The 22,034-nt window shown below is 69.8% G+C and carries 15 protein-coding genes; 12 read left to right on the top strand and 3 right to left on the bottom strand.

Annotation, left to right across the window (positions count from 1 at the left end):
• Positions 1–310 precede the first annotated feature (310 nt).
• A complete protein-coding gene (locus HCN08_RS17435; protein WP_167984135.1) occupies positions 311–1,585 on the top strand; it encodes an IS256 family transposase in 1,275 nt (424 codons plus the stop codon).
• A gap of 28 nt (positions 1,586–1,613) precedes the next feature.
• A complete protein-coding gene (locus HCN08_RS17430; RefSeq protein WP_167984036.1) occupies positions 1,614–2,738 on the top strand; it encodes a tyrosine-type recombinase/integrase in 1,125 nt (374 codons plus the stop codon).
• A gap of 149 nt (positions 2,739–2,887) precedes the next feature.
• On the opposite strand, the gene HCN08_RS17425 is transcribed toward HCN08_RS17430, so the two are convergent.
• The 3 genes from HCN08_RS17425 to HCN08_RS17415 form a co-directional block, all read right to left on the bottom strand.
• On the bottom strand, positions 2,888–4,417 hold the full coding sequence (locus HCN08_RS17425) for a helix-turn-helix domain-containing protein (RefSeq protein WP_167984035.1): 1,530 nt from the start codon (positions 4,415–4,417) through the stop codon (positions 2,888–2,890).
• A gap of 390 nt (positions 4,418–4,807) precedes the next feature.
• Positions 4,808–6,082, bottom strand: a complete 1,275-nt coding sequence (locus HCN08_RS17420) for a hypothetical protein (protein ID WP_167984034.1) — start codon at positions 6,080–6,082, stop codon at positions 4,808–4,810.
• A gap of 83 nt (positions 6,083–6,165) precedes the next feature.
• A complete protein-coding gene (locus HCN08_RS17415; protein WP_167984033.1) occupies positions 6,166–7,023 on the bottom strand; it encodes a class I SAM-dependent methyltransferase in 858 nt (285 codons plus the stop codon).
• A 251-nt stretch (positions 7,024–7,274) separates the two neighbouring features.
• Between HCN08_RS17415 and acnA the strand changes: the two genes are divergently transcribed.
• The 10 genes from acnA to HCN08_RS17365 all read left to right on the top strand — a co-directional run bounded on the left by acnA (position 7,275) and on the right by HCN08_RS17365 (position 21,984).
• On the top strand, positions 7,275–10,019 hold the full coding sequence (gene acnA / locus HCN08_RS17410; RefSeq protein ID WP_167984032.1) for an aconitate hydratase AcnA: 2,745 nt from the start codon (positions 7,275–7,277) through the stop codon (positions 10,017–10,019).
• Between the two features lie 426 nt (positions 10,020–10,445).
• Positions 10,446–11,867 (top strand): N-acetylglucosamine/diacetylchitobiose ABC transporter substrate-binding protein, encoded by a 1,422-nt coding sequence (ngcE, locus tag HCN08_RS17405; protein WP_167984031.1) that lies wholly within the window; start codon positions 10,446–10,448, stop codon positions 11,865–11,867.
• Positions 11,868–11,909: 42 nt separating this feature from the next.
• Positions 11,910–12,836, top strand: coding sequence for a carbohydrate ABC transporter permease (locus HCN08_RS17400; RefSeq protein ID WP_167984030.1), 927 nt, complete (start codon positions 11,910–11,912; stop codon positions 12,834–12,836).
• Positions 12,837–12,846: 10 nt separating this feature from the next.
• Entirely contained in the window at positions 12,847–13,770 is a 924-nt protein-coding gene (locus HCN08_RS17395; RefSeq protein WP_167984029.1) for a carbohydrate ABC transporter permease, read from the top strand.
• Between the two features lie 298 nt (positions 13,771–14,068).
• Positions 14,069–15,271, top strand: coding sequence for an ROK family transcriptional regulator (locus HCN08_RS17390; protein WP_167984028.1), 1,203 nt, complete (start codon positions 14,069–14,071; stop codon positions 15,269–15,271).
• A gap of 139 nt (positions 15,272–15,410) precedes the next feature.
• A complete protein-coding gene (locus HCN08_RS17385) occupies positions 15,411–16,514 on the top strand; it encodes a sugar ABC transporter substrate-binding protein (RefSeq protein ID WP_167984027.1) in 1,104 nt (367 codons plus the stop codon).
• Positions 16,515–16,773: 259 nt separating this feature from the next.
• Positions 16,774–17,562, top strand: a complete 789-nt coding sequence (locus tag HCN08_RS17380; protein WP_167984026.1) for an ATP-binding cassette domain-containing protein — start codon at positions 16,774–16,776, stop codon at positions 17,560–17,562.
• A complete protein-coding gene (locus HCN08_RS17375; protein WP_167984025.1) occupies positions 17,559–18,842 on the top strand; it encodes a sugar ABC transporter permease in 1,284 nt (427 codons plus the stop codon). Before HCN08_RS17380 ends, HCN08_RS17375 begins: the two co-directional genes overlap by 4 nt.
• A gap of 221 nt (positions 18,843–19,063) precedes the next feature.
• Entirely contained in the window at positions 19,064–20,998 is a 1,935-nt protein-coding gene (dxs, locus tag HCN08_RS17370) for a 1-deoxy-D-xylulose-5-phosphate synthase (RefSeq protein ID WP_167984024.1), read from the top strand.
• Between the two features lie 143 nt (positions 20,999–21,141).
• Positions 21,142–21,984: a DsbA family protein gene (locus HCN08_RS17365; protein WP_240970170.1), complete on the top strand. Its 843-nt coding sequence runs from the start codon at positions 21,142–21,144 to the stop codon at positions 21,982–21,984.
• The last annotated feature ends 50 nt before the right edge of the window (positions 21,985–22,034 follow it).

The raw sequence follows: 22,034 nt of genomic DNA, 5'->3' as shown, positions 1-22,034 counted from the left end.
GACCTGCACGAATGACCTTTCGGCTGTTTCACGCTCGTGCCGGTTGACGGGGCTGGAAGTCCCAGGAAAGTCCCAGAGGACTCAGCACGGGCAGGAGCCACACTTTCGGCTCTGTACAGGGCAGGCGACTGCGCTGTGGGTTGGTGATCGTGGATCGACAGTCTGGCCCGAATGAACGGAACACGCACTGCTCGAACGGCTCGTGGCCGGTGATGAGCATCCCGTGGACCGGGCGGACGTGTTGGCGGGTGATGGGGGAGTGTCTAATAAACGGCGGATCTGTTGATCATGGAGACGCCAAGTGAGTGAGATGACGATCGAGCGCGAGTCCGTGGCTGAGTCGGCCGGTGCGGCCAGGTGGGATGAGCAGTTGATCGCGATGCTGGTCGAGCGGGCCCGGAGCGAGGGTGTGCAGCTGACTGGTGCGGGCGGTCTGCTGCAGCAGCTGACCAAGCGGGTGCTGGAGTCCGCCTTGGAAGGCGAGATCACCGATCATCTGGGCTATGACAAGCACGGTCCGGCGGGGAAGAACAGTGGCAACAGCCGCAACGGCACCCGGGCCAAGACCGTGCTGACCGATGTCGGTCCGGTCGAGGTCAAGGTTCCCCGGGACCTGGCCGGCAGCTTCGAACCGCAGATCGTGCGCAAGCGGCAGCGGCGGCTGACGGGCGTGGACGAGATGGTGCTGTCGCTGTCCGCGAAGGGCCTCACCCACGGGGAGATCTCCGCGCACCTGGCCGAGATCTACGGCGCCGAGGTCTCCAAGCAGACCGTCTCGACCATCACCGACCAGGTGATGGAGGGCATGGCCGAATGGCAGAACCGGCCCCTCGACCGCGTCTACCCCGTCTTGTTCGTCGATGCCATCAACGTGAAGATCAGGGACGGGAAGGTCGCCAGCCGGCCCGTTTACGTCGTCATGGCCGTCACCGTCGAGGGCGCCCGGGACATCCTCGGCATCTGGGCAGGCGACGGCGGCGAAGGCGCGAAGTACTGGCTGCAGGTGTTCACCGAGTTGAAGAACCGCGGCCTGGACGACGTGCTGATGCTGGTCTGCGACGGGCTCAAGGGCCTGCCCGACGCGGTCGAGGCCGTCTGGCCCCGCACCATCGTGCAGACGTGCATCGTCCACCTCCTGCGCAACAGCTTCCGATACGCCTCGCGCGCGGACTGGGACAAGATCGCCAAGGCACTCAAGCCCGTCTACCAAGCACCGAACGAGAGCGCGGCGGCCGAACGCTTCTCGGAGTTCCGGGACGCCTGGGGGAAGAAGTACCCGGCGGTCATCAGCCTGTGGGAGAACGCCTGGGCCGAGTTCGTGCCTTTCCTCTCCTTCGACGTCGAGATCCGCACCGTCATCTGCTCGACGAACGCGATCGAATCCGTCAACGCCCGGATACGCAAGGCCGTCCGGGCCCGCGGGCACTTCCCCACCGAGGCCGCCGCGTTGAAGTGCGTCTACACGGCGCTGATGAGCCTCGACCCGACCGGCAAGGGCCGCAAGCGCTGGACCATGCGCTGGAAGGCACCCCTGAACGCCTTCCAGATCGCCTTCGAGGGCCGGCTCACCCCGGCCAACAACTGAACCGCAACCACCAAGATCAGCCGTTAAATTGACACACCCCTTTGACGCTCTCCAGGACGCCAAGACCTGGCTCGCCCAGGCTCAGACCGACGCTCGCCGTGGCGAGTTCGTCGATCCGCGCGATGGGGCCATCTCGCTCAAGGACTACATCGCCACCCACTGGTGGCCAACCCAGAGCGGGGATCCGTCCACGATCGAGCGGATCGAGCAGAGGGTACGTCGGCACATCGTTCCCCACCTGGGTGCTCAGCCGCTCAACGCCATCGGCACGGAAGTCCTGCGCCACTGGAAGAAGCGGCTGGAAAAGGACCTCGGGCCGACCTCGATCCGTCTCGTCTGGGCGACGCTCTCCAGCATCCTCCAGGCCGCCGTCGAGGATCGTCGCCTCGGACGCAACCCGTGCCGTTCCAGCACGGTCGGCCCTCCGGCTGCCACGCCCGGCAGGGTCGAGGCGTGGCAGCCCGAGCGGGTGCTGGCGGTGCGGGCGGCCCTGCCGGACCGCTACCAGCTCCTCCTCGTGATCGGAGCGGGTCTCGGGCTCCGGCAAGGGGAGGCGCTCGGGCTCGCCCTGGAGGACATCGACTTCGTCAAGGAAGTCGTCCACATCCGGCGGCAGATCAAGATGGTGCGGGCCAAGCTCTGTTTCGCGCTTCCCAAAGGCCGCAAGGTCCGCGACGTACCGCTTCCGCCCAGTGTGGCTCGGGCAATCCGGCAGCACACGGAGCAGTTCGCACCGGTCCCGGTCACGCTGCCCTGGGATGACCCGACTCCTGCCGAGACGCCGGTGGAAGCCAAACACCGGCGGCCGAGGACCTACAGCCTCCTGGTGACGGGACGCGAGCGGAAGGCCATCAACCGGAACTACTTCAACTCCTACGTGTGGAAGCCCGCGCTGGCCACGGCGGGTGTGATCACACCGCTGGAGGAAGGCACCAAAGACGCCGCTCGCGTGTGGGAGCCGTCCCGGGAGCACGGCTTCCACGCCCTGCGCCACTTCTTCGCCTCCGAGGAACTGGAGGCTGGCGAATCGGTTGTCTCCCTGGCACGCTGGCTGGGGCACTCCGACCCCGGGTTCACGCTGCGGAAGTACTCCCACTTCCTGCCCCGCGCCGGCGCACGAGGCAGCGCTGCCATCGACGCGATCTTCGCGTAGCTTCAGCCGTGGCCGGTCGGTAGAGCCCGTGGAGCGTGGCTCGTAGCCTGCCGCAGGCCCAAAGTCCCAGAGAAGTCCCAGAGATGCCGCCGCACCCCTCCCTGACGCGCTAATCAGCAGGTCAGACCGGGTGCGGCGGCATCGTCGTATCAAATGTCGCGGAAGATCTCGATCTGCGCGCCGATCGTGTTCAGCCGCTCCGCCAGGTCCTCGTAACCGCGGTTGATCACATAGACGTTGCGGAGCACCGACGTGCCCTCGGCGGCCATCATCGCCAGCAGGATGACGACCGCGGGGCGCAGGGCCGGCGGGCACATCATCTCGGCGGCGCGCCAGCGGGTGGGGCCCTCGACCATGATGCGGTGCGGGTCCAGCAGCTTGACCTGGGCGCCCAGCCGGGTCAGCTCGGTCAGGTAGATCGCCCGGTTGTCGTAGACCCAGTCGTGGATGAGGGTCGAGCCCTGCGCGGTCGCGGCGATGGCCGCGAAGAAGGGCACGTTGTCGATGTTGAGGCCCGGGAAGGGCATCGGGTGGATCTTGTCGATGGGGGAGCGCAGCTTGGAGGGCCGGGCGGTCAGGTCGGTCAACCGGGTGCGGCCGTTGTCCGCGCGGTATTCGGGGGCCAGCTCGAAGTCCAGGCCCATCTCCTCCAGCACCGCCAGCTCGATCTCCAGGAACTCGATCGGCACCCGGCGGATCGTCAGCTCCGACTCGGTGACGACGGCCGCGGCCAGCAGGCTCATCGCCTCGACCGGGTCCTCGGAGGGCGCGTAGTCGACGTCGCGCTCGATGTGGGCCACGCCGTGCACGGTGAGCGTCGTGGTGCCGATGCCCTTGACCTTCACGCCCAGCTCCTCCAGGAAGAAGCACAGGTCCTGGACCATGTAGTTGGAGCTGGCGTTGCGGATGACGGTGACGCCGTCGTGCCGCGCGGCGGCCAGCAGCGCGTTCTCCGTCACGGTGTCGCCGCGCTCGGTCAGCACGATCGGCCGGTGCGGCCGGACCCCGCCGGTGACCTCCGCGTGGTACGAGCCGTCGGTGGCCGTGACGTCCAGGCCGAAGTGCCGCAGCGCGTTCATGTGCGGCTGGACGGTGCGGGTGCCCAGGTCGCAGCCGCCCGCGTACGGGATGCGGAAGCGGTCGGCGCGGTGCAGCAGTGGGCCGAGGAACATGATGACGCTGCGGGTGCGGCGCGCGGCCTCGGTGTCCATCGCGGGCAGGTCCAGCGTGGCCGGCGGCACGATCTCCAGGTCGTTGCCGTCGTTGATCCAGCGGGCCTTGACGCCGATGCTGCCGAGGACTTCGAGGATCCGGTAGACCTCCTCGATCCGGGCGACCCGGCGCAGCGTGGTGCGGCCGGCGTTGAGCAGCGTGGCGCACAGCAGCGCGACACCGGCGTTCTTGCTGGTCTTGACGTCTATGGCGCCGGACAGCCGGCGACCGCCGACCACCCGCAGATGCATCGGGCCCGAGTAGCCGAGCGAGACGATCTCGCTGTCCAGGGCCTCACCGATCCTGGCGATCATCTCAAGGCTGATGTTCTGGTTGCCGCGCTCGATCCGGTTCACCGCGCTCTGACTCGTGCCGAGCGCCTCCGCGAGCTGGGTCTGTGTCCAGTTCCGGTGCTGTCGGGCGTCGCGGATGAGCCTGCCGATACGTACCAGGTAGTCGTCGGTCATAAGGGTGACCCTATCTCATATATGAGATGAGGCAACGCCAGTGCTGTCGTCCGTGGCGTGCCTCACGCGATCGTGGCGTGTCCGGTTGTGCCGCCGGACTCACCGTACCCAGCGGGTCCCGGGACGCAACCCCTGCCCCACCCGTCACAACCCGGCTGACCAGGGGCTCCGCCGTACGGCACGCCGCCGGTCATGCCGCGACCCCGCCGTTCCCTTCCGTTCCCCGCCGTTCCCCGCCGTTCCCCGCCGTTCCCCGCCGTTCCCCGCCGTTCCCCGCCGTTCCCCGGCCCGTCTTCCCCGGCTCGCCGCCGGCACACCGGCCGCCGCCGCACCGCCCGGCCGGTCCACCCCCGCCCTTCGGCCACCCGGGTGACGCCGTAGGCCCGCCGCTCACCCCTCGTTCGGTACGGCCGCCGCGCCGCCCGGCTCCGCCGCCGGCATCCCCGCCGAGGCCACCGCCGCCGACGCGGCCCGGGCCGCCCGCCGGGCCGCCCGCCGGGCGGCGAACGGCAGCCGCGCGGTCCGCGCCGCCCCGCGCCGGGCCCGCGGCACGATCACCGCCATCAGGCAGGACACCGCCATCCCGATGAGCCCGGCGACCACCCCGAGCTTGGTCTCCAGCGACACCTTCGGCAGCACGAACACCGCGATGTCCAGCCCGAAGGACGCCGCGCTCACCACCGCCAGCGCCGCCGCCAGCCGGTTCAGCCGGGTGTCCAGCTCCTCCGCCCGCTGCGAGGAGGCGGCGATCAGCGAGTTGCTGACGTAACCGAGCAGCTTGTCGGCCCGCTCCTGCGTGTCGTCCAGCCCGATGACCTGACGCGCGGCCAGATAGCTCGCCCGGTGCGTCTGCACCGACTCGATGCGGTAGCCGTCCAGGTGGTGGAAGTCGGCCCACAGCCCGTCCAGGAAGCGGCGGAAGCCGTGCACGTCCGTGCCCTCCTGCCGGCCCCGCGCGAGGTCGGCGAGCACCCAGCGGCCCGCGATCAGCGCCCCGACCAGCAGCGACTGCTGCGCCACCGCGATGTCGGCCGGCTCGGTCATCGTCAGCAGCTCGTCCAGCGCGGTGTCCGGGTCGCGGTCCCAGGCATAGGTGTACGGCAGCAGGATCCGGCAGCCGGGACCCGCCGCCAGCGACGGCACCCGGGCGTCGGCGGCCCACGGCGGCTCCCGCGTCACGAAGTGGCAGTTGTAGCGGGCGGACTGCCGGTCGACCGGCGCGCCCCCGCCGCCGAGCGCCAGGTCCGGCCGCAGCGCGACGTCCTGCACCAGGCCCGCGCCCACCGACGCGGCGAGCACCGCCGTGAGCACCGCCGCATCGGCCTCCCGCAGCGCCCGGTTGGTCGCGGCGTCCAGCGCGTCCAGCTCCGCCAGGTCCAGGGCGCGCAGGTCCCGCGCGTGCCTCAGCGCGTACACCACCAGGACCGTGCCGGCGGTGAGGATCCGCGCCCGGCAGGCCGCGATCTCGGTGCCCGGCAGCGCCACCACCGCGCCGACGACCGCCGTGAGGTCCAGCTCGATCGTGCCGTCCGGGTTGTACGCCAGCGACCGCAGGGCGCCCGCGACCGGCCGCAGCTCGCCGAACCCGGGCACCTCCACCCGCTCCGGGACGACGTCGGGGGTGTGGTGGTGCAGCGGATACGCCCGCGCCTGCAGATGCAGCACCTCCCGCCCCCCGGCGCCCCCCGCCGCGCCCCCAGCCTCGCCGACCGGCCCGGCCCCGAGCGCCCCCGCCGCCCCCGCCCCGCTCATCCGGCGACCGCCCCGGCGGCCCCGGCAGCCCCGGCCCCCGCCACGGCCACGTACTCCGGGATCAGCTCGGACTCCGGCACCTTCACCCCGCCCAGATACCGGCGCTGCAGGTCCTCCGGCCCCACGTCCCGCAGCGGCCGGCCGAACAGCGCGGTCAGCTCGGCGTTGGTCTGGTACGACGCCTCCGGCGGCACCTGCCGGCCGCGGAACCAGGCGCGCTGCGCCTCCAGCACCCGGCTGCCCGAGGCCGCCGCCGGCCAGTAGCTGACCGCGCTGACCGCCGCGCCGCCCGCGCCGAAGCCCGCCCCGAGCCCGGCCACCGCGAGCGCGTCCCGCGGCGGCAGATAGAAGAGGACGCCCTCGACCACATAGGCCACCGGCCGCCCCGCCGCCAGCTCGCGCACCGCCGCGGCCACCCGCGCCCGGTCCGCCTCGGCGCCCAGGTCCGCCCCCAGGTGCACCACCTCCCGCGCCGGCAGCGTCCCGGCCGCGGTCAGCTCCTCGGCCCGGCGCTGCTTGGCCTCGGCCATCGCGGGCAGGTCCACCTCAAGGGCGGCCGGGAAGGGCAGCAGCCACGGGTAGGAGGAGAAGCCCGCGCCGCACACCACCAGCACGGTCGCCGGGTCGGCGGCCAGCGCGGCGGCGAGCACGTCCGCGATCACCCGGCCACGCAGCGCGACGACCAGGTCGTCGTGCGGGTAGACGGCCTCGGCGTACTCCTGCCACAGGGCGCGCACCCCGGGCCGGTCGGCCTCGGGTATCCACGCCTGCGCGAGCGGGTCGGCGGCCAGGTCCGGGCGGCGGGCCCGTGACTCGTTGACGAGATAGGCGGTGAGTGCGACTCCACCGTGCATGGCGCGGGCCCCCCGTATCGGCGCGTGTGCGAGGAGGCATGACGCCTCATCACCACTCCTTCGTACCATCGGCCCACCCGGTCGGCGCAAGGCCGGGCCGGGAAGGCCCCGGCTGCACATGACCCCCCGGCCGTCATGTACTAGAGTTATCTCGACATCGAGATATCTGCCGAGCCGTACCGCGACCGTGGTGCAGACGGTCGTGCGGACACGCGCGCAAGCACGCAAGACGACGCATGAAGGAGACTGCCGTGTCGGCGAACAGCTTCGACGCCCGCAGCACACTGCAGGTGGGCGACGAGTCGTACGAGATCTTCCGGCTGGACAAGGTCGAGGGCTCCGCCAGGCTGCCGTACAGCCTGAAGGTGCTGCTGGAGAACCTGCTCCGCACCGAGGACGGCGCGAACATCACCGCCGACCACATCCGGGCGCTGGGCGGCTGGGACTCCCAGGCGCAGCCCAGCCAGGAGATCCAGTTCACCCCGGCCCGCGTGATCATGCAGGACTTCACGGGTGTGCCGTGCGTGGTGGACCTGGCCACCATGCGCGAGGCGGTCAAGGAGCTGGGCGGCGACCCGGCCCGGATCAACCCGCTCGCGCCCGCCGAGCTGGTCATCGACCACTCGGTGATCGCCGACCGCTTCGGCACCCCCGACTCCTTCGCGCAGAACGTGGAGCTGGAGTACGGCCGCAACAAGGAGCGCTACCAGTTCCTGCGGTGGGGCCAGACCGCCTTCGACGAGTTCAAGGTCGTCCCGCCCGGCACCGGCATCGTCCACCAGGTCAACATCGAGCACCTGGCCCGCACCGTCATGGTCCGCGGCGGCCAGGCGTACCCCGACACCCTGGTCGGCACCGACTCCCACACCACCATGGTCAACGGCCTGGGCGTGCTCGGCTGGGGCGTGGGCGGCATCGAGGCCGAGGCCGCGATGCTCGGCCAGCCGGTCTCCATGCTCATCCCGCGGGTGGTCGGCTTCAAGCTCACCGGCGAGCTGCCCGCCGGCACCACCGCCACCGACCTGGTGCTCACCATCACCGAGATGCTGCGCCGGCACGGCGTCGTCGGCAAGTTCGTCGAGTTCTACGGCGAGGGCGTCGCCGCGACCTCGCTCGCCAACCGCGCCACCATCGGCAACATGTCGCCGGAGTTCGGCTCCACCGCGGCGATCTTCCCGATCGACGCCGAGACGGTGAGCTACCTGCGGCTGACCGGCCGCTCCGAGCAGCAGGTCGCGCTGGTCGAGGCGTACGCCAAGGAGCAGGGCCTGTGGCTGGACCCGGCCGCCGAGCCGGACTACTCCGAGAAGCTGGAGCTGGACCTGTCCACGGTCGTGCCGTCGATCGCCGGCCCCAAGCGCCCGCAGGACCGCATCGTGCTGTCCCGGGCCGCCGAGCAGTTCGCCACGGACGTCCGCAACTACGTCACCGACGACGAGGAGGCCGGCAAGGAGTCCTTCCCGGCGTCCGACTCGCCGGCGGCGCCTGGGGGCACCTCCCAGGCCGCAGGCTCTGGGGGAGGGGTGCCGTCCAAGCCGACCCTCGTCACCGCCGAGGACGGCACGATGTACGAGCTGGACCACGGCGCCGTCACGGTCGCCGCCATCACCTCGTGCACCAACACCTCGAACCCGTACGTCATGGTCGCCGCCGCGCTGGTCGCCAAGAAGGCGGTCGAGAAGGGCCTGACCCGCAAGCCGTGGGTCAAGACCACGCTGGCCCCGGGCTCGAAGGTCGTCACCGACTACTTCGACAAGGCCGGCCTCACCCCGTATCTGGACAAGCTCGGCTTCAACCTCGTCGGCTACGGCTGCACCACCTGCATCGGCAACTCCGGCCCGCTGCCGGAGGAGGTCTCCAAGGCGGTCAACGAGGCCGACCTCGCCGTCACCTCCGTGCTGTCGGGCAACCGCAACTTCGAGGGCCGGATCAACCCGGACGTCAAGATGAACTACCTGGCCTCGCCGCCGCTGGTGGTCGCGTACGCGATCGCCGGCTCGATGAAGCTGGACATCACCAAGGACGCGCTGGGCACCGACCAGGACGGCAAGCCGGTCCACCTGGAGGACATCTGGCCGACCGAGTCCGAGGTCAACGACGTGGTGGCCTCGGCGATCGGCGAGGACATGTTCCGCAGCTCCTACAGCGACGTCTTCGCCGGCGACGCCCAGTGGCAGGCGCTGCCGATCCCGACCGGCAACACGTTCGAATGGGACCCGCAGTCCACCTACGTCCGCAAGCCCCCGTACTTCGAGGGCATGACGACCGAGCCGGTGCCGGTCACCGACATCGAGGGCGCCCGGGTGCTCGCCAAGCTCGGCGACTCCGTCACCACCGACCACATCTCGCCGGCCGGCGCCATCAAGGCCGACACGCCCGCGGGCCAGTACCTCACCGAGCACGGCGTGCAGCGCCGCGACTTCAACAGCTACGGCTCGCGCCGCGGCAACCACGAGGTCATGATCCGCGGCACCTTCGCCAACATCCGGCTGCGCAACCAGATCGCCCCCGGCACCGAGGGCGGCTTCACCCGCGACTTCACCCAGCCGGACGCACCGGTGGCGTTCATCTACGACGCCTCGCGCCACTACATCGAGCAGGGCATCCCGCTGGTGGTCCTGGCGGGCAAGGAGTACGGCTCCGGCTCGTCGCGCGACTGGGCGGCCAAGGGCACCGCGCTGCTCGGCGTCAAGGCGGTCATCGCGGAGTCCTACGAGCGCATCCACCGCTCCAACCTCATCGGCATGGGCGTGCTCCCGCTGCAGTTCCCCGAGGGCGAGAGCGCGCTCACGCTGGGCCTGACGGGTGAGGAGACCTTCTCCTTCACCGGCGTCACCGCGCTCAACGAGGGCACCACCCCGCGCACGGTGAAGGTCACCACCGACACCGGCGTGGAGTTCGACGCGGTGGTCCGCATCGACACGCCCGGCGAAGCGGACTATTACCGCAACGGCGGCATCATGCAGTACGTCCTGCGGTCCCTCATCCGGCAGTAGGACGGCACCTCCCAGGCCGAGGTAACTCATGAGTAACACGGACCGCGCCCCCTGAGACGGGGGGCGCGGTCCGTCCGTTTTGCGCAGGCCAATCAGCGGATCGTCCGCGAAGTGTCCAACGGCGACGCTCTGACCTGCGGCTTTGTCGTCCCGCATTTCGGACAGGTCTCAACTCGGGAAAGCTTGCCGACCAAACGCGCACTTGATCTTGCCCTGCTGGAGAGAAGTGGACTATACCTGTCGCGTCCAAGGAACCCCGCTTCGGCGCGGGACCCGGGCGGGGGAATCGGCAGGTCGGGACTGCCGGTGATCGGTAGAGTTCCCTGCCTCACTGGATGCACGGTTTCACTCAAGCTTCAACGTTCGCGGTCGTCGGCGGATGTCGCTGCACCGCATGAGTCCTGTGGAGAAGGCGAGGACTTGAGCATGGGATCCGAGATCAACCGGCGCGATGCACTCAAGCGGGCAATGGCGGTGGGCCTGGTGGCGATTCCGTCGGCGTCGGTGCTGACGGCGTGTGCCACGTCCAGCGGCGGGGACAAGAACAAGCCGGTGGCCACGGGCACGAAGTCCGCGGCGAATCCACTGGGCGTCAAGAACGGGGCGCCCCTTGAGGCGTTCGTCTTCAAGGGCGGATTCGGCGACGACTACATCAAGTCGGCCGAAGCCGTCTACAACTCGACCTACGGCACGACGGTCAAGCACACCGGCACCCAGGCCATCGGTCCGAAGCTGCAGCCGCGTTTCGCCAACAACACGCCGCCGGACTTCATGGACAACTCCGGCGCCGACAACCTCGACACCGCGGCCCTGGCCAAGGAGGGCAAGCTCCTCGACCTCACCCCGCTGCTGAACGCGCCGACCATCGACGACCCGTCCAAGAAGGTCAGCGACGTGCTGATCGCCGGCACGGTCCAGCAGGGCCAGTTCGGCTCGCAGGCGATGTACGCGCTCAACTACGCCTTCACCGTCTACGGCAGCTGGTACAGCAACAAGCTGTTCAAGGAGAAGGGCTGGACGTACCCGCAGACCTTCGACGAGGCCATCGCGCTGGGCGCCAAGGCCAAGGCGGCCGGCATCGCGCTGTTCACGTACCCGGGCAAGTACCCGTACTACGTGCACTTCGACATGTTCGCCCAGTTCGGCAAGGTCGGCGGCAAGGACGTGCTGAACGCCATCGACGACCTGGAGGACGGCGCCCTGCAGGTGGACGCGGTCAAGCAGGTCGTCCAGTACTACGAGGAGCTGGCCGCCAAGAAGCTCTTCCTGGCCGGCTCCGAGGGCAAGACCCACATCCAGATGCAGACCGACTGGACGAAGTACAAGGCCGCCCTGGTGGCCGACGGCTCGTGGGTGGAGAACGAGGCCGCCCCGACCATGCCCAAGGACTTCGACCTCGCCGTCGGCCCGCTCGTCGGCGGCGGCCCGAGCGACAAGCTGCCCTTCGGCACCGTCTACGCAGCCGCGGGCGAGCCCTTCATCGTGGCCGCCAACGGCAAGAACCCCGCCGGCGGCATGGAGCTGCTGCGGATCATGCTCTCCAAGAAGCAGACCGACAACTTCACCAACACCATCAAGTCGCTCACCTGCGTCCAGGGCGCCGCCGACGGGCTGACCCTGACCCCCGGCCTGGCCTCGGCCAGCGCCGCGCTCAAGGCCGCCGGCGACAACGTCCTCAACGCGCGCATCCAGGACTGGTACGTCAAGCTCAACAACGAGACCATCGGCAACCTGACCGCGCAGCTGCTGACCGGACAGATCAACGCGGCCAAGTGGATCGAGCAGGCCCAGAAGGCCTGCGACGCCACCAAGAAGGACTCGTCCGTGCCCAAGTTCAAGCACGTCTGATCCGCATTCCCCCTAACGGCTGAGACGAGAGCGACCGGCGACATGCGACACGGCAAGTACCGGTTCATCATCGGATTTCTGGCGATTCCCCTGGCGCTGTACGGGACCCTTGTGATCTCGCCCTTCGTCCAGGACTTCCAGATCTCCCTGACGGACTGGACGGGGCTCACTCCCGACAAGCATTACATCGGGTTCGACAACTACCGGAAGATCATTCACGACCATCTCTTCTGGCAGTCGCTGTGGCACAACGTGCTGCTGCTGCTGATCGTGCCGATCGTGACCCTGGCGTTCGGTCTGTTCTTCGCTTTCATGCTCAACGTCGGCGGCCGGCGCAAAGGCAGCGCGTCGGTCGCCGGCGTCAGGGGCTCGGGTTTCTACAAGATCGTCTTCTTTTTCCCGCAGGTGCTGTCCGTCACCGTGATCGCGATCCTGTGGCAGCAGATCTACAACCCCGATCCCGAGGAGGGCGTGCTCAACGTCATCCTCAAGGACGTCGGGCTCGGGTCGCTCACCCAGTCCTGGCTCGGCGACCCCAAGCTCGCGCTCGCCTGCATCATGGCGGTGATGGTGTGGGCGAACGTCGGCTTCTACGTGGTGCTCTTCTCGGCCGGCATGTCCTCCATCCCGACCGAGATCTACGAGGCGGCGCTGCTGGACGGCGCCAAGCGCTTCACCACCTTCTTCAAGGTCACGCTGCCGCTGCTGTCCGACACCGTCGCGACCGGCTGGGTCTACATGGGCATCATCGCGATGGACGCCTTCGCGTTCGTCCAGCTGATGTCGGTCAACAACGGCGGTCCCAACGAGAAGACCGACGTCGTGCCGCTGCTGCTGTACAAGACCGCCTTCCGGGACAACAGCCAGTACGGCCTCGCGGCGGCCATGGGTGTCGCGATGCTGGTCGTGACGCTGCTGTTCGCCGTACTGACGCTGCGGCTCTCGCGCCGCGAGCGCATCGAGTTCTAGGGGTGGCGCGATGACTACCGAGACGATCGACGAGGTCCCCGGCTCCGCGCCGCGGAAGCCCGGCTCGCCCGCCGCCTCGGCCACGGGCTGGAAGTGGCGGCGCAGCGAGGGCGGGGTGCTGAACGCCTTCAGCCACGCCTTCCTGGTGATCTGGGCGCTCATGGTGGGGCTGCCGCTGCTGTGGGCGCTGTGGAGCTCCTTCAAGAGTTCGGGTGACATCCTCAGCCACCCGATGTCGTTCCCGACCCACTTCAAGTTCGACAACTGGTCGCACGCCTGGACCAAGGCGCACATGGGCCGCTACTTCGTCAACACGATCATCGTGGTCGGCTTCTCCACCGCCGGCACGATGCTCTTCGGGTCGATGGCGGCCTACGTGCTGGCCCGGTTCGAGTTCCCCCTCAACCGGCTGATCTACTTCCTGTTCGTCGGCGGCATGGCCTTCCCCGTGGTGATGGTGCTGGTCCCGCTGTTCTTCGTGACCACCAACCTCGGCATCATCAACACCCTGCCGGGGTTGATCCTGGTCTACATCGCCTACTCGCTGCCCTTCACCGTCTTCTTCATGACGTCCTTCTTCCGCACCCTGCCGACCTCGGTGGCGGAGGCGGCGCTGGTGGACGGCGCGTCCCACACCAGGACGTTCTTCCAGATCATGGTGCCGATGGCCCGGCCCGGCATCATCAGCATCGGGATCTTCAACGTGCTCGGGCAGTGGAACCAGTACCTGCTGCCGCTGGTGCTCAACCAGGGCGACACCAGCAAGTGGGTGCTCACCCAGGGGCTGGCCGACCTCGCCGTGCAGCAGGGCTACCAGGGCGACTGGGGCGGTCTGTTCGCCGGCCTGTCGATCGCCATGCTGCCGGTGCTCGCGGTCTACATCGTCTTCCAGCGCCAGGTGCAGGCCGGACTCACCGCGGGGGCGCTGAAGTAGCCCGCCGGCCCGCGATCCCCCGCCCGCACACCCTACCGCCCGCCGGCTTCGACGGGCCCGGCGGCTCCGCTCGCGCGGAGCCGCCGCTCGGCGTTCCCGGTGGCGAATCGCGTAACGGTGTGGTTCTCCCCCTTGACGGGACATCACCCCAAACACTCAACTTAGAGTTCACATGTTGTAGACGACGGGGTCTCACTGGTGTGCTGGCGGCACATGCCGCCGCCGGCTTTCCTGCGGAACGGCCCCGTCCCGTGCGGGCAAGCGGACACGGGCCGCCTGCCGGGCAGGAGTGGATGTCGTGGAGACACCGGGTTCGCAGTCGTCACTGCACCGGGCCAATCTGGAGCGTGTCGTGCGCGCCGTCCGGCTGGCCGGATCGCTCACCCAGGCGGAGATCGCGCGCAGCACCGGCCTGTCGGCCGCGACCGTGTCGAACATCGTACGCGAGCTGCGGGACAACGGGACGGTGCAGGTCACGCCGACCTCCTCGGGTGGTCGGCGGGCCCGCAGCGTGGCGCTGTCCGGGGACGCCGGGATCGTCGTCGGCGTCGACTTCGGCCACTCCCACCTGCGGGTGGCGGTCGGCAACCTGGCCCACCAGGTGCTGGCCGAGCAGTCCGAGCCGATCGACGTGGACGCCTCGGCCTCGCAGGGCTTCGACCGGGCCGAGCAGCTGGTCGCGCGGCTGGTGGAGTCCACCGGCATCAGCCCCGGCAAGGTGCTGGGCGTGGGCCTGGGCGTGCCGGGCCCGATCGACGTGGAGACCGGCGCGCTGGGCTCCACCGCGATCCTGCCGGGCTGGAGCGGCATCAACCCGCGCCAGGAGCTCTCCGACCGGCTGGGCGTCCCGGTCCAGGTCGACAACGACGCCAACCTCGGGGCCCTGGGCGAGCTGGTGTGGGGCGGCGGGCGCGGGGTCAAGGACCTGGCCTACATCAAGGTGGCCAGCGGCGTCGGCGCGGGCCTGGTCATCGACGGCCGGATCTACCGGGGCCCGGGCGGCACGGCGGGCGAGATCGGCCACATCACGCTGGACGAGTCGGGCCCGGTGTGCCGCTGCGGGAACCGCGGCTGCCTGGAGACCTTCACCGCCGCCCGCTACGTCCTGGAGCTGCTGCGCGGCAGCCACGGCGACGGCCTGACCGTCCCGCGGATGGTGCAGCTGGCCCGCGAGGGCGACCCGGGCTGCCGCCGGGTGACCGGCGACGTCGGGCGGCACATCGGGATGGGCGTGGCGAGCCTGTGCAACCTGCTCAACCCCAGCCGGGTGGTGCTCGGCGGCGATCTCGCCGAGGCCGGTGAGCTGGTACTCGGGCCGATAAGGGAATCGGTGTCCCGATACGCTATCCCCAGCGCCGCACAGCGGCTGTCGGTCGTGCCGGGTGCGCTGGGGGCGCGGGCCGAGGTCCTGGGCGCGCTGGCCCTGGTGCTGTCCGAAATGGGTGATTCGACCCTTTTGGATGGAAACCACCCTGTCGACACACCGGCCTTTTCGGCATAACTGAGCGTTCACGCTGCTAACGAAACGCGCCGTTGCCATCTCGTTAAGTGTTTACTTCTTGACGACAGGGCGTCAGCCGGAGTTGACTTCCCAGCACCTCGGCCGCGGTGTTGCGGCCCTGTCAGGGAGGCAACTTCACATGAACGCAATGACGCGTCGGATCGTCATCGGGACGGCAGCCGTTTCGATGGCGGTCACCTTGGCCGCGTGTGGCAAGGCGGGCGACGACAAGAAGGACTCCGGCTCCACCGCCGGCGCCAGCAAGAGCGCCAACAAGACGATCGGCCTCCTCCTCCCGGAGAACGCCACCACGCGGTACGAGAAGTTCGACCGGCCGCTGATCGAGGCGAAGATCAAGGAGCTGTGCCCGGACTGCACGGTTGACTACGCCAACGCGGCCGGCGACCCCGCCAAGCAGGCGCAGCAGGTCAACACCATGATCACCAAGGGTGTCGGCGTCCTGATCCTGGACGCGCAGGACTCCACCGGCATCAAGTCCTCGGTCCAGGCCGCGGTCGACAAGGGCATCAAGGTCGTCGCGTACGACCGTCTCGCCGAGGGCCCGGTCTCCGCGTACGTCTCGTACGACAACGAGAAGATCGGTGAGCTCCAGGGCCAGGCGCTGCTCGACGCCATGGGCCCCAAGGCGACGCCGTCTGCCAACGTTGTCATGATCAACGGTGACCCGGCCGACCCGAACGCCGCCATGTTCAAGGAGGGCGCTCACAAGATCCTCGACGGCAAGGTCAAGATCGCCTACGAGCAGTCCGGCCTGTGGAAGGACACCGTCGCCGCGCAGAAGATGTCGGCCGCCATCACGCAGCTCGGCAAGGCCAACATCGCGGGCGTCTACTCCGCCAACGACGGCATGGCCGGCGGTATCGCCACCGCGCTCAAGGGCGCCGGCATCAACCCGCCGCTGACCGGTCAGGACGCCGAGGTCGCCGGTCTGCAGCGGATCCTCGCCGGCACCCAGACCGCCACGATCTACAAGGCGTACAAGCCGGAGGCCGACGCCACCGCCGAGATCGCCGTGGACCTGCTGCAGGGCAAGGACTTCAAGTCCGTCGCGGACACCACCGCCAAGCAGACCTCGGGCACCGAGGTCCCGGCCAAGCTGCTGCCGGCCACGTCCATCACCAAGGCCAACGTGAACGTCGTGATCCAGGACGGTCTGTACACCAAGGACCAGATCTGCACCGCGCAGTTCGCCGCCGCCTGCGCCGCCGCGGGCATCAACTAGTCCCACCTCCCGCCGGGTTCCGGTCGTCTCCACGGCCTGAACCCGCACCGTGAGCCTGTCCGGCGCCCCGTCCCGACTCAAACACCCCGCTAACGGGACGGGCGCCGGGCGGAAACGCTTGCGGTGGGCGGGTTTTCGGAGCACGGGGGTCTACCCCTTCTCCGTTCACTTTGTAATCTTGTAATCCGTGCATTACGCACTCCCTCCGCGGCTGTTCGGTTCAGCACGCGGCATCCCCGCCGGTCAGGCGGCGAAGGAGATGGTTTACGTGTCCGCTACGCCCGTGCTGGCGTTGCGCGGGGTCTCCAAGCGATTCGGTGCGGTCCAGGCCCTCACCGACGTCGACTTGGAGGTCCACGCCGGAGAAGTCGTCGCCCTCGTAGGCGACAACGGTGCCGGCAAGTCGACCCTGGTCAAGACCATCGCGGGCGTCCACCCCGTCGACGACGGGGTCATCGAGTGGGAAGGCCGGCCGGTGCACGTCAACCGGCCGCAGGACGCCCAGGGTCTTGGTATCGCCACCGTGTACCAGGACCTCGCGCTGTGCGACAACCTCGATGTGGTCGGCAACCTCTACCTCGGCCGGGAGCTGCTGCGGTTCGGCAGCCTCGACGAGGTCGCGATGGAACAGCGTTCCCGTGATCTTCTGAACACGCTGTCCATCCGCATCCCCAGCGTCCGGATCCCGATCGCCAGCCTCTCCGGCGGCCAGCGCCAGGTGGTGGCCATCGCCCGCGCGCTGATCGGCGACCCCAAGGTCGTGATCCTCGACGAGCCCACCGCCGCCCTCGGCGTCGAGCAGACCGCCCAGGTCCTCGACCTCGTCGAGCGGCTGCGCGAGCGCCGCCTCGGCGTGATTCTGATCAGCCACAACATGGCCGACGTCACGGCCGTCGCGGACACCGTGCACGTGCTGCGCCTCGGCCGGAACAACGGTGTCTTCCCGGTCAAGGGCACCACCAACGAACAGATCATCGCGGCCATCACCGGCGCCACGGACAACGCCGTGACCCGCCGCCTGGCGCGCAACGCGGAGGCAGCGAAGTGAGCGACAAGACCACGATCCGCAAGCCGGTGGACGAGGTTCCGCCGCCGGCGGTCGCCACCGTCGACCCCCGGCTGCTGGTGCGTGAGGAGGGCTTCAAGGGCTACCTCACCGAGTTCAAGCGCAAGCTCAAGGGCGGCGAGCTGGGCTCGCTGCCGGTCATCGTCGCGCTGATCATCATCTGGACCATCTTCCAGGTGAAGGACGACCTGTTCCTCAGCTCGGCGAACATGGTCAACATCAGCTTCTTCATGGCCGGCACCGGCATGCTGTCCATCGGCCTGGTGTTCGTCCTGCTGCTCGGCGAGATCGACCTGTCGGTCGCCTCCGTCAGCGGCCTGGCCGCCTCGGTGTTCGCCACCCTGACGGTCAACCACGGCCTCAACGACTGGCTCGCGGTCGTCCTGACCATCCTCACCGGTGTGGCCATCGGCGCCTTCCACGGCTTCTTCTTCGCCAAGATCGGCGTGCCGGCCTTCGTCGTCACCCTGGCCGGCTTCCTCGGCTGGACCGGCCTGATGCAGTGGCTGCTGCGCGGCACCGGCAGCCTCACGATCGAGGACAAGGGCCTGCTCCACATGCTGGGCCAGCGCTCCTTCTTCATGGACCAGTCCATCGCCGGCGGCTACATCCTGGCCACCCTCGGCGTCGCCCTGCTGCTCATCGGCTCGCTGATCGACCAGGCCCGCCGCCGCAAGGCCCGGGTGCCCTTCCGGCCCACCAGCGAGATCCTGCTGCGCACCGTCGCGCTGGCGGTCGTGTCGTACGTGGCCGCGTACGTGCTGAACAAGTCCGCGGGCATCCCGAACGCCCTGGTGTTCTTCCTGGCCGCCCTGGTGATCTGCGACTTCGTCCTGCGCCGCACCACCTACGGCCGGAAGATCTTCGCGGTCGGCGGCAGCATCGAGGCCGCCCGCCGCGCCGGTATCAACGTCGCGCTGATCCGTATCACCGTCTTCGCGATCTCCGGCGGCTTCGCGGCTCTGGGCGGCCTGTTCCTGGCCGGCCAGACCTACACCGCGACCCTGCAGGCCGGTACCGGCAACCTGCTGATGCTCGCCATCGCCGCCGCCGTCATCGGCGGCACCAGCCTGTTCGGTGGCCGCGGCAACGTCTGGTCGGCGCTGCTGGGCATGCTGGTCATCCAGTCCATCCAGACCGGTCTCGACCTGCTCAACATGGACCAGTCGATCCAGTACATGATCACCGGCGCGGTCCTGCTGGCCGCCGTGGTCGTCGACTCGGTCTCCCGGCGCACCCAGCGCAGCTCCGGCCGCGCGTGACCGCGTAACCCGGGAAACACCCGCACCACCCGCACCACCCGCGCCGCCGGGCGGACCTGGGCCTCCAGGACCGCCCGGCGGCGCGGCGCGTGACGGACATCGCACGGGGCGGCCGACGCGCCGGTAACCGGAACACTAGAATCTTCCGGAGGCCGGACCGGCCGGTGCGACAACGCGGTCGCACGGCAGAGCGCCGGGCTCGACAGGCTAAGGAGGAACGGGTGGCACTGCTGACCCGGATCAACGGACCCCGCGATCTCGACCGGCTCGCCCAGCCCCAGCTGGTGGAGCTGGCCGCCGAGATCCGCTCCTTCCTCGTCGACGCGGTCTCCAAGACCGGCGGCCACCTCGGCCCCAACCTCGGCGTGGTGGAGCTGACGATCGCGCTGCACCGGGTCTTCGACTCGCCGCGGGACCGCATCCTCTTCGACACCGGCCACCAGAGTTACGTCCACAAGCTGCTGACCGGCCGGCAGGACTTCAGCCGGCTCAAGAGCACCGGCGGCCTGTCCGGCTACCCCTCGCGGGCCGAGTCCGCGCACGACGTCATCGAGAACAGCCACGCCTCCACTGTCCTCGGCTGGGCCGACGGCATCGCCAAGGCCAACGAGCTGCTGGGCCGCGACGACCACGTCGTCGCCGTCATCGGCGACGGCGCCCTGACCGGCGGTATGGCCTGGGAGGCGCTCAACAACATCGCCGCCGCCAAGGACCGCCCGCTGGTCGTCGTCGTCAACGACAACGAGTGGTCGTACTCGCCGACCATCGGCGGCCTGGCCAACCACCTGGCGACACTGCGCACCACCGACGGCTACGAGCAGTTCCTCGCCCGCACCCGCGAGGTCCTGGAGCGCACCCCGCTCATCGGCCGCCCGCTCTACGAGACGCTGCACGGCGCCAAGAAGGGCCTGAAGGACTTCATCACCCCGCAGGGCATGTTCGAGGACCTGGGCATCAAGTACGTCGGCCCGATCGACGGCCACGACATCGAGGCCGTGGAGTCCGCGCTGCAGCGCGCCCGCCGCTTCCACGGGCCCGTCCTGGTGCACTGCATCACCGAGAAGGGCCGCGGCTACACCCCGGCCGAGCGCGACCGCATCGACCGCTTCCACGGCATCAGCCCGATCCACCCCGACACCGGCCTGCCGCTGTCGGCCGGCGGCGCGGACTGGACCTCCGTCTTCGGCGACGAGATGCTGGAGCTCGGCAAGGAGCGCTCCGACATCGTCGCGATCACCGCCGCGATGCTGCACCCGGTGGGCCTGACCAAGTTCGCCGAGGCGTTCCCCGACCGGGTCTTCGACGTCGGCATCGCCGAGCAGCACGGCGCCGTCTCGGCGGCGGGCCTGGCCACCGGCGGCCTGCACCCGGTCTTCGCCGTCTACGCCACCTTCCTCAACCGCGCCTTCGACCAGGTCCTGATGGACGTCGCGCTGCACAAGTGCGGGGTCACCTTCGTCCTGGACCGGGCCGGCGTCACCGGCAGCGACGGCGCCTCCCACAACGGCATGTGGGACATGTCGATCCTCCAGGTCGTGCCGGGCCTGCGGATCGCCGCGCCGCGCGACGCCGACCAGGTCCGCGCCCAGCTGCGCGAGGCCGTCGCCGTCGAGGACGCGCCCACCGTGGTGCGCTACTCCAAGGGCGCGGTCGGCCCCGCCGTGCCCGCGGTCGGCCGGATCGGCGGCATGGACGTGCTGCGCGAGCCCGCGGGCGGCACCGAGCAGCCCGACGTGCTGCTGGTGTCGGTCGGCGCGCTCGCCCCGATGTGCCTGGAGATCGCCGCGCTGCTGGACGCGCAGGGCATCACCAGCACCGTGGTGGACCCGCGCTGGGTCAAGCCGGTCGACGACGAGCTGCCCGGGCTCGCCGCCCGGCACCGCCTGGTGGTCACCGTCGAGGACAACGGCCGGGTCGGCGGTGTCGGCTCCGCGGTCGCCCAGGCGCTGCGGGACGCCGAGGTGGACGTGCCGCTGCGCGACTTCGGCATCCCGCCGCGCTTCCTGGAGCACGGCTCCCGCAAGGACGTCATGGCGGCGATCGGGCTGACCGCCCCGGACATCGCCCGCCAGGTCACCGGTGTGGTCGCCACGATCGACGCCCGGTTCTCCGACGAGGAGGCCGGCGCCGTCCTCGGCGAGCCCGACGCCGGCTGACCGGCGGCCCCCGAGCCGGTGCCGCCGCCCCGCCCCGCGGCCGGGCGGCGGCCCCCGAGGCGGTGGCAGGCCCGTTTCCCGCGGGCCCGGAGCCGATGGTAGAAATGCGCGAAGGCAGTGCGATGATCGAGGTGGCGTAGCACATGACGCAGTCCAAGGGCCCCGGCACCAAGGGCGGTTCGGCCCCCGGGATGAAGAAGCGCAAGGGCCTGGTCGCCCGGCTGCGGCCGTACGCGGTCGCCGTCGCGGCGATGGTGGTGGTCTTCGGCATCTCCGCGGTGATCGGCGCCCACGTCCGGGCCGGCAAGGACGACAAGGTCTCGGCCCCCAGCGGCGCGGTGGCCGCCGCGGCGCAGCCGGGCGCGTCACCGAGCCCCACCGCCGGCGGACCGCTGCTGGACATCCCCGTCAAGCCGTCGGTGCCCGTCACCGTCACGGTCTACGAGGACCTGCGCAGCCCCGACTCCAAGGCGTTCCAGGACGAGTACGGCGCGACGATCCAGAAGCTGCTGGCCGGCGGCCAGGTGCAGTTCCAGTACCGCCTGGTGACCGCGTCCGACAAGACCTACGGCGGCAAGGGCGCCCAGGTGGCGGCCAACGCCGCGGCCTGCGCGCAGGACCAGGGCCGCTACAGCGCGTTCGTCGAGCAGCTGTGGAAGGCGCAGCCCGCCGACCCCAAGGACGACGCGCTGGCGAGCGTCAAGCTGATGAAGAAGCTCGCGCACAAGGCCGGCAAGATCAAGGCCGACACCTTCGAGCCGTGCGTGGAGCAGCGCGACCACGAGGGCTGGGTCATCAAGTCGCAGCAGGACTTCGCCGCCTCCGGCTACGGCGACGTGCCGGTCGTGCTGATCGACGGGGTGCCGGTCAAGGACGTCAGGACGAGCCTGACGCCGCAGTCGCTCACCTCGAAGATCCAGGCGGAGGTCAAGCGGGTCGTCGCGCTGGCGTCGACCCCCACCGACACGCCGGCCCTGGCCGGCTGACCCCGCGGGGCCGCAGGACATCGCGAAGGGGCCGGGCCACTCGGTGCGAG

This window comes from Actinacidiphila epipremni, from assembly GCF_012034175.1.
Classification (GTDB): domain Bacteria; phylum Actinomycetota; class Actinomycetes; order Streptomycetales; family Streptomycetaceae; genus Actinacidiphila; species Actinacidiphila epipremni.
The sequence above is the reverse complement of the archived record's forward strand: the minus strand, read 5'-3'. Positions and strand labels throughout refer to the sequence as shown.

Coding starts and splice junctions, on each gene's coding strand:
- HCN08_RS17435 (WP_167984135.1), top strand. CDS start 311: ATGACGATCGAGCGCGAGTCCGTGGCTGAGTCGGCCGGTGCGGCCAGG.
- HCN08_RS17425 (WP_167984035.1), bottom strand. CDS start 4,417: ATGACCGACGACTACCTGGTACGTATCGGCAGGCTCATCCGCGACGCC.
- HCN08_RS17415 (WP_167984033.1), bottom strand. CDS start 7,023: ATGCACGGTGGAGTCGCACTCACCGCCTATCTCGTCAACGAGTCACGG.
- ngcE (WP_167984031.1), top strand. CDS start 10,446: ATGGGATCCGAGATCAACCGGCGCGATGCACTCAAGCGGGCAATGGCG.
- HCN08_RS17400 (WP_167984030.1), top strand. CDS start 11,910: ATGCGACACGGCAAGTACCGGTTCATCATCGGATTTCTGGCGATTCCC.
- HCN08_RS17395 (WP_167984029.1), top strand. CDS start 12,847: ATGACTACCGAGACGATCGACGAGGTCCCCGGCTCCGCGCCGCGGAAG.
- HCN08_RS17385 (WP_167984027.1), top strand. CDS start 15,411: ATGAACGCAATGACGCGTCGGATCGTCATCGGGACGGCAGCCGTTTCG.
- HCN08_RS17380 (WP_167984026.1), top strand. CDS start 16,774: ATGGTTTACGTGTCCGCTACGCCCGTGCTGGCGTTGCGCGGGGTCTCC.
- HCN08_RS17365 (WP_240970170.1), top strand. CDS start 21,142: ATGACGCAGTCCAAGGGCCCCGGCACCAAGGGCGGTTCGGCCCCCGGG.